Below are 13,822 nucleotides of genomic sequence, written 5' to 3' on the forward strand. Positions count from 1 at the left end.
GCCGGATCAGCGCTGGTTCGTCGCGGCGAACTCGTCTTCCTCGGCCGGCCAGTCGCGGATATAGGCCTTGAGCATGCGGTTCTCGAAGCTCTGTGCTTCCAGCACGGCGCGCGCCACGTCGTAGAACGAGATCACGCCCAGCAGGGTCTTGGCGTTCATCACGGGCAGGTAGCGCGCGTGCTTTTCCAGCATGATGCGGCGTACTTCGTTCACTTCCGTGTCGGGCGTGACGGTGATCGGGTGGTCGTCCATGTGCTTGCGCACCGTGCCGCCGCCCACCGTGCCCTGGTTGTGGTGCAAGGCCTTGAGCACTTCGCGGAAGGTCAGCATGCCGACCAGGTCGCCGTATTCCATCACCACCAGCGAGCCGATGTCCTTCTCGGCCATCGTGTCCGCCGCTTCCGACAGCGGCTGGTCGGGGCTGATCGTATAGAGGATATTGCCTTTGACTTGAAGGATTTCTGAGACTTTCATGGTGGCCGTCCTGTCCGCGGTGGAAATGCTGGTGAAAAAGATGAGCAAACGCCCGGGCCGGGCGGATGCCAGGCCGGCGAAAATGTGCCAGGAAACTGTCTCAACATGGCCCAGACTGTGATGCCGGCATGCCCATCTTGAAACAGCTTGCGAGTTTTGCTCTTGTTTCAGCGAATGTAGCCTATGGCCGCGAAAAAATCCAGCCTCGCACATATGACAGATGCAATAGTGTTGACCTGTCCATCAAAGCGGTTAGGATCGCGCTTGGCATCGCTCTTGCCATTCGCCCGACAACAAGATATCCAAGGAGACCCGCATGACCCCTTCCCAGCCGACTGCCCCCGGCGCGCCCGCCATCGTCTTTCTCCACGGCGCGCTGAACGACCATGGCGTATGGACCGCCTTGTCCGGCCGCTTCGCCGCACAGGGCTGGCGCACACTGGCGCCCGACCTGCCCGGCCATGGCGCCGCCGGCACGCCGCTGGCGAGCGTCGAGGCAATGGCCGACTGGCTGCTGGCGACCCTGGACAGCCAGGGCATCGCCCAGGCGGCCCTCGTCGGCCACAGCATGGGCTCCCTGGTGGCGCTGGAAGCGGCGGCGCGCGCGCCCGAGCGGGTCACGCACCTGGCCCTGCTGGGCAGCACGTGGCCGATGAAGGTGTCCGGTACCCTGCTGAAGGCGGCGCTGGAAGACGAAGGGGCCGCCATCGACATGGTGGCCGGCTGGTCGCATCCGCCGGGCGCCGACGAGCGCATCGAGGCATCGCGCGCGCTGATGCGGCGCGTGGCGGCGGCGAACCCCGTCCACCTGCTGCATAACGACCTGGCCGCGTGCAAGGCCTACGCCAACGGCGCCCAGGCGGCCGGCGCGGTGCGCTGCCCCGTGCTGTTCCTGTCCGGCGCCCAGGATGTGATGACGCCGCCGGCCGGCGCCACGGCCCTGCTGGCGGCCTTGCCCGACCCCGTGCTGGCCCAGGTCGACGCGGGCCACCAGCTGATGGCGGACCAGCCCGAAGCCGTGCGGGCGGCGCTGGCCGATTTCCTCGGCACGTCCGCTCAGCGGCAGTCCAGCTGACCGAAGTGGCTGGCCAGCGTGCGGCCCAGGCCCGTCTCGACGGCATCCTCGACCTGGCGCGCCAGGCTGGCGGCCTCGCGGCTGGCCTCGCGGTCGGCCTCAATTTCGCGGGCATCGCCGGCGCTGCCCACTTCGCCCGCCACGCCCGCGTTGACGGGCATGCCGCCGAACACGAACAGCCGGTAGACTTCGGCCAGGGTCAGGCGCTCGGCATTGGCCAGCAGCACCCAGCTGTCGGCGTCGTTGCCCACGTGCTTGCCGAATTGCACGCGCGGCGGCGCCTCCAGCTTGACCCGCCCCACCCAGCCTTCGCCCTGCATGCGTTCGAGCAGCGCGTCCATTTCGTCGAAGCCCAGGCGGGTGCGGGCGCGGATCGTGCTGGCGCTGACCAGGGCCGTGTCGCCGCAGCGGCAGGCCACATACAGCACCTTCAGCACCGCCATCGCATCGACGAAAGCACTGCCCGGCGCCGGCTCGTGCCACCAGCGCTCGTACTTCACCACGGGCAGCGCCGCCGTCAGCAGCGCGCCCACCAGCGTGATCATCCACGACAGGTAGACCCACAGCAGGAACAGCGGCAAGGCCGCCAGCGCGCCGTAGATCTTCGAATACGTGGGGAACTGCGTGATGAAGACGGCGAAACCCCGCTTGGCCAGCTCGAAGGCCATGCCGGCCAGTAGCCCCCCGGCCAGCGCATCGCGCCAGTCCACGTAGCGGTTCGGCACGGCCATGTACAGGAAGGTGAAGCCGGCTGTCGTCAGCACCAGCGACAGCACCGTGTAGAACAGCGCCCCGGCGACATTGCCCACCAGGCTGGTGGTGGCCGAGAATACCTGCGTCGACAGCGACAGCGACACGCCCACCACGAGCGGTCCCAGGGTGATCAGGGCCCAGTAGACCAGGATGCGCCGCGTCAGGCGCCGTTCGGCCTTGACCCGCCAGATGCGGTTGAACACGCGCTCGATCATGCCCAGCATCGCCACCGACGTCAGCACGAGCGTGACGCCGCCGACTGCCGACAGCCGCGTGGCCTGCGAGGCGAACGTGGTGAGGTAGCTGAGGATCGTGTTCGAGATCGCCTTCGGCATGACGCTCTGGATGAAGTAGGCCTCCAGCGCCGTGCGGAAGGACTTGAACATGGGGAAGGTGGTGAACACGGCCAGCGCGATGGTCAGCACCGGCACCAGGGCGAAGACGGTGGTGAAGGTCAGGCCGCCGGCCACCTGGGGCAGGCTTTCCTCGCGCAGGCGGCGCCGGGCGAACAGGAACAGGTCGCGCACTTCGCTCCACGACAGGTCGCGCAATTCGGCCATGCCGCGGCGGCAGCGCTGCGCAATGTACTGGATGAAGGGCGTCAGGTAGTTGGTCGGCATGCGGCGGGGGTGGCGGGACGGCGAATAGCAAGTCCACAAGAGTGCACAAAGGGCCATATAATACCAACGATGAATGATTCCAACCTGACAATCCTGGTGCTGTACTACTCAAGGCATGGTTCCGTCCGTAAATTGGCCGAGCTGATCGCCCAGGGCATCGAAAGCGTGCCCGGCTGCGACGCCCGCCTGCGCACCGTGCCGGCCGTCTCCACCGTGACCGAGGCGACGGCGCCGGCCGTGCCGGGCGACGGCGCGCCCTATGTGGAGCTGGAAGACCTGGAAGAATGCGCCGCGCTGGCGGTCGGCTCGCCGACCCGCTTCGGCAACATGTCCGCCGCCATGAAGTACTTCTGGGACGGCACGTCGAGCCAGTGGCTGGCAGGCAGCCTGGCGGGCAAGCCGGCCTGCGTGTTCACGTCCACCGGCAGCCTGCATGGCGGCCAGGAATCGACCCTGCTGTCGATGATGATCCCCCTGCTGCACCACGGCCTGATGGTCATGGGCCTGCCCTACACGCAGCCCGACCTGATGACGACGGCCAGCGGCGGCACCCCGTATGGACCGAGCCACTGGTCCGGCCTGGACGGCAAGAAGGCCGTCACGGACGAGGAAAAGCGCCTGGCCGTGGCGATGGGCAAGCGACTGGCCGAAACGGCGGTGCGCATGAACGCCGGCCTGGCGCGGAGCGCCTGATGCACGGCCTGCGCCAGAAAGTGGCCTGGTGGGGCGCCCTCTTCAGCGTGGGCATCCTGATCGCCTGGTGCCTGGCGTGGGAACTGGTGCTGGCGCCGCTGCACCCGGGCGGCTCGTGGCTGGCCCTGAAGGCCGTGCCCCTGCTGTTCCCCCTGATCGGCATCATCAAGCGCGACCTGTACACCTTGCAGTGGACCTCGATGATGATCCTGGTCTACTTCATCGAAGGCGTCGTGCGCGGCTGGAGCGACCGCGTAATGCCGTGGCTGGGCTGGGGCGAAGCGGTCCTCGTGACGGTGTTCTTCGTCTGCGCGCTGGCGTATGTGCAGCCCTACAAGCGCGCCGCCAAGCGGGCCGCGCGCGAACTGCTGGACAAGGTCAACAAGGGATCGAACAGCCGGAACGGCCACCCATGAACGCTTTTCTCGACCAGTGCCGCGCCATTGCCGGCGCCGCCCACGTGCTGGATGCGCCCGAGGACATGGCGCCCTTACTGCGCGACTGGCGCGGGCGCTTCACGGGCCGGGCACTGGCCGTGCTGCGTCCGGGCAGTGTCGACGAAGTGGCGGCCCTGGTGCGTGCCTGCGCGGCAGCGCGCGTGCCGATGGTGCCGCAGGGCGGCAACACGGGCCTGGTGCTGGGCAGCGTGCCGGACGCCGCCGGCACGGCCGTCGTCATCTCGCTGGTCCGCCTGAACACGATCCGCGCCGTCGATGCCGTCAACCGCACGATGACGGTCGATGCCGGCTGCATCCTGCAGCATGTGCAGGAAGCCGCGGCGGCGCAGGGCTGCCTGTTCCCCCTGTCGCTGGCAGCCGAAGGCAGCTGCACCATCGGCGGCAACCTGGCCACGAACGCGGGCGGCACGGCCGTTCTCCGTTACGGCAACACGCGCGAGCTGTGCCTGGGGCTGGAAGTGGTAACGCCGTCGGGCGAACTGTGGTCCGGCCTGCGCGGCCTGCGCAAGGACAATACCGGCTACGACCTGCGCGACCTGTATATCGGCGCCGAAGGCACCCTGGGCATCATCACGGGCGCCGTGCTGAAACTGTATCCGCAGCCGAAGGCGTCCATCACGGCGCTGGCGGCGCTGCCTTCGCCGGCGCACGCGCTGCGCCTGCTGTCGCTGATGCAGGACCGGGCCGGCGCCAGCCTGACGGGGTTCGAGCTGATGTCGGCCTACTGCCTGGCACTGGTGGCGAAGCATTTTCCCGACCTGCCCCGCCCCTTCGCCGATGCGTATCCCCAGTACGCGCTGCTGGAGCTGTCCAGCACCGAATCGGCCGGCCACGCCGTGGCCCTGCTGGAAGAGGCCATCGGCGCCGCGCTGGAAGAGGGTATCGTACTCGACGCCGTCGTGGCCAGTTCGGTGGCCCAGTCCGAAGGCCTGTGGCGCCTGCGCGAACACATCCCGCTGGCCCAGGCGGCCGACGGCAAGAACATCAAGCACGACATCTCGCTGCCCGTGTCGCGCATCGCCGACTATATCGCCCACACTGCGCCGCTGCTGCAACAGGCCTTCCCCGGCTGCCAGCTGGTGTGCTTCGGCCACCTGGGCGACGGCAACCTGCACTTCAACGTGGCGCCGCCGGCCGGCACGCCCAACGAGCTTTTCCTGGCCAACCAGGCCGCCGTCAACCGCGTCGTGCACGACGCCGTCGTCGCCTTCGGCGGCTCGATCTCGGCCGAGCACGGCATCGGCGCCTTGAAGCGCGACGAGCTGGCGCATTACAAGGACCCGGTGGAACTGAACCTGATGCGCACCATCAAGGCCGCACTGGACCCGCTGAACCTGATGAATCCGGGGAAGATCCTGTGACACGCGCCGCCCACGTCCTGGCGTTGGCCTTGACAGTGCTTGCCGCCGCTCCTGCCCAGGCGCAGGTGTACAAGTGCACGGCGGGCGGCCAGGTGACATACAGCCAGACGCCCTGCGAACGGGGCGCGGAAACCGTGCTGGCCACGCCGGCGGCGCCGGCGCCAAGCCCCGATGCGGCGAAGGACCTGCAACGCATGCAGCGCGAATCGAAAAAACTGGAACAGCAGCGCCTGAAACGCCAAGCACTGCAGGAGCGCGAGGACGCGCGCCTGGACCGCGCCGCCGGCCTGCGCCGCCAGAAGTGCGACAAGCTGCGGCTCGATCGCAAGTGGGCCGACGACGACGTTCGGCGCGCCGCGCCGCAGGCGGTGGAAGGCGCGCGGCTGAAGGCGGCGCGCGCGGCCGAACGGCTGGCCGTGGAGTGCCCCGCTTGAACCCTGTCGTGCTAGTGCCCTCCTCCCGTTCCGCTTCCCTGCGCCGCCTGTCGCGCTGGCTGCTGCTGGGCGAATGGCGCGCCCACCCGGTGCGGGCCATCACGGCCGTCGCGGCCATTGCCGTCGGCGTGGCGTTGGGTTTTGCCATCCACCTGATCAACGCGGCTGCCTTCAACGAATTCTCGTCCGCCATCAAGAGCCTGTCGGGCCAGGCCGACGTGCAGGTGGCCGGCACCGAGCCCACCTTCGACGAAGCCATCTACCCCGTGCTGGCCGCGCACCCGGACGTCGCCGTCGCCTCACCGATCCTCGAGTTCAATGCGTCGATGCCCGATGGCCGGCCGCCCCTGCGCATCATTGCGCTGGACGTGTTCCGCGCAGGCTTCATCACGCCCGACCTGATCGGCACTCCAAGCGACGGCCAGGCCGCCGACACGCTGGGCGACGACGTGCTGTTCCTGTCGCCGGCCGCGCTGGCGTGGCTGAACGTGGCACCGGGCCCGCAATCGGCCGTGACGTTCCAGGTCGGCACGCGGCCCCTGACGTTGCGCGTGGCCGGCTCGCTGGGCCGGGCCCGGGTCGGCCAGCGCCTCGGCGTGATGGACATCGGCGCGGCCCAGTGGCGCTTCGGCCGGCTGGGCCAGTTGTCGCGCGTCGACCTGAAGCTGCGCGACGGCGTCGACCGCAATGCCTTCCAGGCAGCGTTGGCGCGCACCCTGCAGCAGGACTATCCGGGGCGTTTTCGCGTCGGCCAGCCGAACGACGCCGACCAGGAAAGCCGCAACAGCAACTTGAGCCGGGCCTACCGCGTCAACCTGAGCGTGCTGGCCCTGGTGGCCCTGTTCACGGGCGCCTTCCTCGTCTTTTCCACGCAGGCCCTGTCCGTGATGCGTCGGCGCGGCCAGTTCGCGCTGCTGCGCGTGCTGGGCATGGAACGGGGGCGGCTGCTGCGCCAAGTGCTGCTCGAAGGCTTCAGCCTGGGCGTGCTGGGTGCCGTCGTCGGCATCGCCGGCGGCTACGCCATCGCCGCCGCCGCACTGCGCTTATTCGGCGGCGACCTGGGCGCCGGCTACTTTGCCGGCGTGCAGCCCACCGTGCAGTTCACGCCCGTCGCCGCGACGGTCTATTTCGCGCTGGGCGTGGGCGTGGCGCTGCTCGGCTGCGCCGCCCCGGCCTGGGAGGCGGCCCGCGCCACGCCCGCCGTCGCGCTGAAGTCCGGTTCCGACGAAGTGGCGCTGGCCCGGCTGGCTCCCGCATGGCCGGCCCTGGCCTGCATTGCCATTGCCGCCGCCATGTCGCAACTGCCGCCCGTGTTCGAGCTGCCCATCTTCGGCTACCTGGCCATTGCCCTGCTGCTGTTGGGCGGCATCGCCCTGATGCCGCGCATCGCGTCGCTGACATTCCGCGCCGCGCACCGGCGGTGGCAGGCCTACGCCCGCCACCGCCCCGGCGCGCCGGCCGTGCCCGCGCTCACCCTGGCGCGCCTGGCAAATGCGTCCAGCCAGGCCGGCGTGGCGCTGGGCGGCGTGCTGTCGAGCTTCAGCCTGATGGTGGCGATGGGGATCATGGTGGCCAGTTTCCGCGTCTCGGTCGACAACTGGATCCTGCAGGTGCTGCCGGCCGACCTGTATGCCCGCACGGCCAGCGGTGGCGCCACGGCCGGCCTGACGCCGGCCGAGCAGGAAGCCATCCGTACGGCGCCCGGCGTCGCCCGCGCCGAATTCATGCGCCTGGGCGCCGTATCGCTCGTGCCCAGCCGTCCCGCCGTGGCCCTGCTGGCGCGCGATATCGATCCGGCCCATCCGGACAAGGCCCTGGTGCTGGTCGGCAGCCCCGCCGTGCGCCCGCCTGGCAACACCTTGCCGGCCGCGTGGGTGTCCGAAGCAATGGCGGACCTGTACGACATCGCACCGGGCGCCACCCTGAACCTGCCGCTGCGGGGCATGCCGCGCGCTTTCTTTGTCGCCGGCGTCTGGCGCGACTATGCCCGCGCCACGGGCGCCGTGCAGATCGCCCGCGACGACTACCGCCGCTTCACGGGCGACGCCGACGTCAGCGACGCGGCACTGTGGCTGGCCAAGGGCGCCACCGTGGGCGACGCCCAGGCAGCCCTGAAACGCCTGCCTTTCGGCGGCGCGCTGGACATCACGGCGCCGACGGAAATCCGCGCGCTGTCATTGAAGATTTTCGACCGCAGCTTCGCCGTGACGTACCTGCTCGAAGCGATCGCCATCGTCATCGGCCTGTTCGGCGTGGCCGCCACGTTCTCGGCCCAGACCCTGGCGCGCGCCAAGGAATTCGGCATGCTGCGCCACGTCGGCGTCACGCGCGGCCAGATTTTGGGCATCCTTGCCTTCGAGGGCGGTGCGCTGACGGCCCTGGGCATCGGCACCGGTTTCGTGCTGGGCTGGGCCATCAGCCTGATCCTCGTCCACGTCGTCAACCCGCAGTCCTTCCACTGGACCATGGAAACCCATTACCCGTGGCCGTCGCTGGCCAGCGTCGCCTGTGCCTTGCTGGTGGCGGCCATGCTGACGGCGCTGGTGTCCGGGCGCCAGGCCCTGTCGGGCGGGCCGATCCGCGCCGTGCGGGAGGACTGGTGATGCGCCGGCTGTTCCTGCTATTGCTCCTGTTGTGCTCTGCCGCGCTGGCCGCGCCGCCCATGTTCACGCCCGTCACGCCGCTGCCGCCGGGCCAGTCGCTGGTCTTCCCCCGCGACTTCGGCGCCCACCCGGGCTTCAAGACGGAATGGTGGTATGCCACTGGCTGGCTGACGACGAGCGGCGGCCGCAAGCTCGGTTACCAGGTGACGTTCTTCCGCAGCGCCGGTGCAACGAACGTGGACAATCCCAGCCGCTTCGCCGCGCGCCAGCTGATCATCGGCCACGCCGCCCTGTCCGACCCGGCCCGGGGCAAGCTGCTGCACGACGAACGCAGCGCGCGCGAGGGCTTCGGCCTGGCCTACGCGAAGACGGGCGACACGGACATCAAGCTGGACGACTGGCGCATGGTGCGCAAGGCCGACGGCACCTACACCGTGACGATCCGCGCCAGGGATTTCACGTTGGCGCTGGACCTGGCCCCGACCCAGCCGGTGCTGGTGCACGGCGAACGGGGGTACTCGCAGAAGGGCCCGCGCCCGGAACAGGCCAGCTATTACTACAGCAAGCCGCAGCTGCGCACGGGCGGCACCATCGCCCGCGCCGACGGCAGCAAGGAGACGGTAACGGGCGTGACGTGGCTCGATCACGAATGGTCGACCCGCGTGCTGGGGCCGGACGCGGCGGGCTGGGACTGGGTCGGCGCCAACCTGGACGACGGCGGCGCCCTGATGGCCTTCCAGATCCGCAGCAAGACAGGTGCTAAACTGTGGGCCCACGCCACCTGGCGCGATGCTTCCGGTAAGATCACGCAGTTCGGCCCGGACGACGTGCAGTTCACGCCGCGCCGTCACTGGCGCTCGCCGCGCACGAACGCCACCTACCCGGTGGCGCAGCGCATCGTCACGGGCGCCACCAGCTGGGAGGTCGAACCCCTGCAGCCGGACCAGGAACTCGATTCGCGCCGCTCGACGGGCGCGGTGTACTGGGAAGGCGCCGTGACGGTCAGCCGCGACGGCAAGCCGGCCGGCCGCGCCTACCTGGAACTGTCGGGTTATGTGCGGCCGATGGAACTGTAGCGCCCACGAACATCAACGAAACTGCCTCACTTTTGCAGCCATCATAATGAGCAACAGCACCACCAGCAATGCCAAGCAGCAGACCGCCACACCGGGCGGCACCCAACGGGAACAGCAGAAAGGCAGTATCGCCGCCCTGCGCGGGCTGGCGCCGTTCCTGGCGCCGTACCGGCTGCAGTTCATCCTGGCCGGTATCGCGCTGACCGTCGCCGCCGGCGCCACCCTGGCCATTCCGTACGCGTTCAAGCAGATGATCGACCTGGGCTTCGGCGCTTCGGCCGGCGTGCGCAGCATCGAGCATGTGAATGCCGTGTTCCTGGCCCTGTTCGGCGTGGCCACGGTGCTGGCCATCGCCACCGCGGCCCGCTTCTACACCGTGTCGTGGCTGGGCGAACGGGTCACGGCCGACATCCGCAGCGCCGTGTACCGCCACGTCGTGCGGCAAAGCCCGGCGTTTTTCGAGACGACGCAGACGGGCGAAGTCCTGTCGCGCATCACCACCGATACGACCCTGATCCAGGCCGTCGTCGGCACCAGCATCTCGATGGCGCTGCGTAACCTGCTGCTGTTCGCCGGCGGCCTCGTGATGCTGTTCGTGACGAGCCCGAAGCTGTCGGCGATCATCATCGGCCTGTTGATCCTCACCGTGCTGCCGATCGTCATGTTCGGCCGGCGGGTGCGCAGCCTGTCGCGCGACTCGCAGGACCGCATCGCCGACGCCTCGGCGGTGGCCGGCGAAATCCTCAACGCGATGCCGACGGTGCAGGCCTTCACGCACGAGAAGATCGAGACGGAGCGCTTCGGCGCCTCGGTGGAGCGTGCCTTTGCCACGGCCATGCGCCGCATCCGCGCCCGCGCGCTCCTGACGATGGTGGCCATCGTACTGGTGTTCGGCACCATCGTCTTCGTACTGTGGCTGGGTGCGCACGCCGTCATCGAAGGCACGATGACGGGCGGCGACCTGGGGCAGTTCATCCTGTACGCGTCCATTGTCGCCGGCGCCATCGGCGCCCTGTCCGAAGTGATGGGCGAGGCGCAGCGCGCCGCCGGCGCCACCGAGCGGCTGCTGGAACTGATGTCCGTGCAGTCGGCCATCGAGTCGCCGGCCCGCCCCGTGCCGCTGCCGCCGCGCGCGGCCAACGGCGCCGCGCTGGCGCTGGAGAACGTCACCTTCTTCTACCCGTCGCGCCCCGACGCCCCGGCGCTGGCGCACGTGCAGCTCGATATCAAGCCGGGCGAAACGGTGGCCGTGGTAGGCCCTTCCGGCGCCGGCAAGACCACGCTGTTCCAGATGTTCCTACGCTTCTACGATCCGCAGCAGGGCGCCATCCGTCTCGACGGCGTCGACATCCGCCAGCTCGACCTGCACACCCTGCGCGACGCCATCGGCATCGTGCCCCAGGATACCGTCATCTTCTCGGCCGACGCGATGGAAAACATCCGCTACGGCCGCGCCGGCGCCACCGACGAGGAAGTGATCCAGGCGGCGAAAATGGCGGCAGCCCATGAATTCATCGAGCGCCTGCCGAACGGCTACCATTCCTTCCTGGGCGAACGGGGCGTGCGCCTGTCCGGCGGCCAGCGCCAGCGCATCGCCATCGCCCGCGCGCTGCTGAAAAATCCGCCCCTGCTGCTGCTGGACGAAGCCACCAGCGCGCTGGACGCTGAATCGGAACGGCTGGTGCAGTCGGCGCTGGAAGCGGCCATGGTGGGCCGCACCACCGTCATCATTGCCCACCGCCTGGCCACCGTGCAGCGCGCCGACCGCATCATCGTCATGGAAGACGGCCGCATCGTCGAAACGGGCACGCACCGTTCGCTCGTGGCGCTGGGCGGCATCTACGCCAACCTGGCCGCACTGCAGTTCCACAGCGTGCACGTGACGCACACGGCGCTGGACGAGGCCACCCAATGACGCCGGCCATCGACGAAGGCCAGCTGCGCCACCGTTGCCACACGGTGCTGCCCGGCCACCGGCAGCACACGCCGGCGCAGACCTTCGCCGCCATGGGCGCCTGGTGCGAACAGAACGGCATCGAGCACGATGTATACGGCGATGGCGAACTGCTGCAGTCGCTGGAACGCAAGGTCGCCGCCCTGCTGGGCGTCGAGTCGGCCGTGTTCTGCATCACGGGCACGATGGCCCAGGCCACGGCGCTGCGCCTGGCCTGCATGGACCGGGGCAGCCCCCTGGTGGCACTGCACCCTACCGCCCATATTTTGAAGCACGAACGGGGCAACCACCAGCTGTTCGGGCATTTCCAGGCCCTGCAGACGGGCAGTCCGCACCGGCCGTTCACCCTGGACGAGCTGCAGGCCATCCCGGACCGGCTCGGTGCCGTGTCGCTGGAGCTGCCGGCGCGCGAGATCGGCGGGCAGTGCCCGTCATGGGAAGAACTGGCCGACATCAAGGCCCACTGCGCCGGCGCCGGCATCCACCTGCACATGGACGGCGCCCGCCTGTGGGAAGCGGCCGCCGGCTACGGCCGCCCCTTGGCCGACGTGGCCGCCGGCTTCGACAGCATCTACGTGTCGCTGTACAAGGGCATCGGCGGCCTGGGGGGCGCCGTGCTGGCCGGCAGCGCCGCCTTCGTCGAGCGGGCCCGCGAGTGGTACCGCCGCCAGGGCGGGAACGTGATCCACCGCTCGCCGTACGCGGTGGCGGCCGCGATGCAGCTCGATGCCCGGCTGGCCGCCATGCCGGCGTATTTCCGCCGTACCGAGTGGCTGTTCGACGCGCTGCGCGCCTTTCCGCTGCTGCGTCCGAACCCGGCCCGCCCGCACGCCAATATGCTGCACCTGCACCTGCCGGTGGCGCGCGAACGGGCGCTGGAAATGCGCAACCGCATCGCCGAGGAACAGCGCGCATGGCTGCACAACTACGTCTACCACTCGGTCCTGCCGGACCAAAGCTATACGGAATGGTATGTGGGCGACAACTTGCTGAACCTGGCCGATGAGCAGGTGCTGGGTGCGCTGCGCACGTGGCACGAAGCACTGGAGGCCGCGCAATGAGTTTTCAATCGCTGAACCTGATCGACCCGCTGCTGCGCACCCTGGCGGAGCTGGGCTACGACACGCCCACGCCCGTGCAGAAGCAGGCCATCCCCGCCGTGCTGGCGGGCCGCGACCTGATGGCGGCGGCCCAGACGGGCACGGGAAAGACGGCCGGCTTCGCGCTGCCCATCCTGCAAGCGTTGACGATGGCGGGCGTAGTGGGGCCGCTGGGCGTGCGCTGCCTCGTGCTGGTGCCCACGCGCGAGCTGGCCGAACAGGTCTACGACAGCTTCCGCCGCTACGGCGCCAACCTGCCGCTGCGCTGCTTCGTCGCCTACGGCGGCGTGCCCATCGAACCGCAGATCAACAAACTGCGCAAGGGCCTGGACGTGCTGGTGGCCACGCCGGGGCGCCTGCTCGACCTGCACCGCCAGGGTGCGCTCACCTTCGACCAGCTGCAGACCCTCGTGCTGGACGAAGCGGACCGCATGCTCGACCTGGGTTTCGCCCCGGAGCTGGACGCCGTGTTCGCGGCCGTGCCGGCGCGGCGCCAGACCTTGCTGTTTTCGGCCACCTTCTCCGACACCATCCGCGCGCTGGCATGCAAGCTGCTGAACGATCCATTGTCGGTGCAGGCCAGCCCGGCCAACGCGGCGGCGAAGACCGTGCGCCAGCTGGTCTACACGACGGACAAGAAGGCCAAGCCGGAACTGCTGATGCACCTGGCACGCCAGCAAGGCTGGGGCCAGGTGCTCGTTTTTGCGAAAACGAAGAAGGGCGTGGACCAGCTGGTCAAGCAACTGCAGATGGAAGGTTTTTCGGCCGAAGCAATTCACGGCGACCGTCCGCAGCCGGCGCGCCTGCAGGCGCTGCACCGCTTCAAGACGCAGCAGGTGCAGATGCTGGTGGCCACCGACGTTGCCGCGCGCGGACTGGACATCCACGCCCTGCCCCTGGTGGTGAACCTGGACATGCCCACCGTCGCGGAAGACTATGTGCACCGCATCGGCCGCACCGGCCGCGCGGGCGCCGCCGGCCTGGCCATCTCGCTGGTGGCCGCCGACGAAGTGGAACTGCTGCGCGCCATCGAGAAATTGACCGGCCAGGTGCTGCCGCGCCAGGAGGAACCCGGCTTCGAAGCGGACCACCGCGTGCCGCTGACCGGTACGCCGGCGCCGGCGACGCCGAAGGCCCGGCCGGCAAGACCTGCCAACGCCACGAACCCCGCGCGGCCCGCGTCCGCCAATCAAAAGGCCGCAGCCGCACGCAAGCCGCGCC

Annotated in this window: 12 protein-coding genes; 10 read left to right on the forward strand and 2 right to left on the reverse strand. The window is 69.4% G+C overall.

The genetic code is table 11. The features are described 5' to 3' along the window. Positions 1 to 6 precede the first annotated feature (6 nt). Positions 7 to 474, reverse strand: coding sequence for a CBS domain-containing protein (locus GM672_RS18710; RefSeq protein WP_155472052.1), 468 nt, complete (start codon positions 472 to 474; stop codon positions 7 to 9). 316 nt (positions 475 to 790) lie between these two features. Between GM672_RS18710 and GM672_RS18715 the strand changes: the two genes are divergently transcribed. Beyond that, the gene (locus GM672_RS18715; protein ID WP_155472053.1) at positions 791 to 1,549 is read left to right on the forward strand and encodes an alpha/beta fold hydrolase; all 759 of its coding nucleotides are present in this window, start codon (positions 791 to 793) and stop codon (positions 1,547 to 1,549) included. On the opposite strand, the gene GM672_RS18720 is transcribed toward GM672_RS18715, so the two are convergent. Next, entirely contained in the window at positions 1,531 to 2,922 is a 1,392-nt protein-coding gene (locus GM672_RS18720; protein ID WP_155472054.1) for a YihY family inner membrane protein, read from the reverse strand. The genes GM672_RS18715 and GM672_RS18720 overlap by 19 nt on opposite strands. 69 nt (positions 2,923 to 2,991) lie before the next feature. Here GM672_RS18720 and wrbA point away from each other — a divergent pair, with 69 nt between their 5' ends. The 9 genes from wrbA to GM672_RS18765 form a co-directional block, all read left to right on the forward strand. After that, complete coding sequence (wrbA, locus tag GM672_RS18725; protein WP_155472055.1) at positions 2,992 to 3,615, forward strand: NAD(P)H:quinone oxidoreductase; 624 nt, start codon at positions 2,992 to 2,994, stop codon at positions 3,613 to 3,615. After that, on the forward strand, positions 3,615 to 4,031 hold the full coding sequence (locus GM672_RS18730; protein WP_155472056.1) for a DUF2069 domain-containing protein: 417 nt from the start codon (positions 3,615 to 3,617) through the stop codon (positions 4,029 to 4,031). Before wrbA ends, GM672_RS18730 begins: the two co-directional genes overlap by 1 nt. Then, positions 4,028 to 5,434, forward strand: a complete 1,407-nt coding sequence (locus GM672_RS18735) for an FAD-binding oxidoreductase (RefSeq protein ID WP_155472057.1) — start codon at positions 4,028 to 4,030, stop codon at positions 5,432 to 5,434. Before GM672_RS18730 ends, GM672_RS18735 begins: the two co-directional genes overlap by 4 nt. Positions 5,435 to 5,469: 35 nt before the next feature. Continuing rightward, a complete protein-coding gene (locus tag GM672_RS18740) occupies positions 5,470 to 5,868 on the forward strand; it encodes a DUF4124 domain-containing protein (protein ID WP_229427785.1) in 399 nt (132 codons plus the stop codon). An 8-nt stretch (positions 5,869 to 5,876) separates the two neighbouring features. Beyond that, positions 5,877 to 8,471, forward strand: coding sequence for an ABC transporter permease (locus tag GM672_RS18745; RefSeq protein WP_229427784.1), 2,595 nt, complete (start codon positions 5,877 to 5,879; stop codon positions 8,469 to 8,471). Further along, positions 8,471 to 9,547, forward strand: coding sequence for a lipocalin-like domain-containing protein (locus tag GM672_RS18750; RefSeq protein ID WP_155472059.1), 1,077 nt, complete (start codon positions 8,471 to 8,473; stop codon positions 9,545 to 9,547). The genes GM672_RS18745 and GM672_RS18750 overlap by 1 nt, the downstream gene beginning before the upstream one ends. 46 nt (positions 9,548 to 9,593) lie before the next feature. Continuing rightward, positions 9,594 to 11,462 (forward strand): ABC transporter transmembrane domain-containing protein, encoded by a 1,869-nt coding sequence (locus tag GM672_RS18755; RefSeq protein ID WP_155472060.1) that lies wholly within the window; start codon positions 9,594 to 9,596, stop codon positions 11,460 to 11,462. Then, on the forward strand, positions 11,459 to 12,562 hold the full coding sequence (locus GM672_RS18760) for a threonine aldolase family protein (protein ID WP_155472061.1): 1,104 nt from the start codon (positions 11,459 to 11,461) through the stop codon (positions 12,560 to 12,562). The genes GM672_RS18755 and GM672_RS18760 overlap by 4 nt, the downstream gene beginning before the upstream one ends. Continuing rightward, the coding region (locus GM672_RS18765) for a DEAD/DEAH box helicase (protein ID WP_155472062.1) at positions 12,559 to 13,822 on the forward strand (1,264 nt) is incomplete at its 3' end. The genes GM672_RS18760 and GM672_RS18765, both read left to right, overlap by 4 nt.

This window comes from Pseudoduganella buxea, assembly GCF_009720835.1.
GTDB classification, from domain to species: Bacteria; Pseudomonadota; Gammaproteobacteria; order Burkholderiales; family Burkholderiaceae_D; genus Rugamonas; species Rugamonas buxea.

Coding starts and splice junctions, on each gene's coding strand:
- GM672_RS18760 (WP_155472061.1), top strand. CDS start 11,459: ATGACGCCGGCCATCGACGAAGGCCAGCTGCGCCACCGTTGCCACACG.
- GM672_RS18735 (WP_155472057.1), top strand. CDS start 4,028: ATGAACGCTTTTCTCGACCAGTGCCGCGCCATTGCCGGCGCCGCCCAC.
- wrbA (WP_155472055.1), top strand. CDS start 2,992: ATGAATGATTCCAACCTGACAATCCTGGTGCTGTACTACTCAAGGCAT.
- GM672_RS18730 (WP_155472056.1), top strand. CDS start 3,615: ATGCACGGCCTGCGCCAGAAAGTGGCCTGGTGGGGCGCCCTCTTCAGC.
- GM672_RS18720 (WP_155472054.1), bottom strand. CDS start 2,922: ATGCCGACCAACTACCTGACGCCCTTCATCCAGTACATTGCGCAGCGC.
- GM672_RS18710 (WP_155472052.1), bottom strand. CDS start 474: ATGAAAGTCTCAGAAATCCTTCAAGTCAAAGGCAATATCCTCTATACG.
- GM672_RS18755 (WP_155472060.1), top strand. CDS start 9,594: ATGAGCAACAGCACCACCAGCAATGCCAAGCAGCAGACCGCCACACCG.
- GM672_RS18715 (WP_155472053.1), top strand. CDS start 791: ATGACCCCTTCCCAGCCGACTGCCCCCGGCGCGCCCGCCATCGTCTTT.
- GM672_RS18750 (WP_155472059.1), top strand. CDS start 8,471: ATGCGCCGGCTGTTCCTGCTATTGCTCCTGTTGTGCTCTGCCGCGCTG.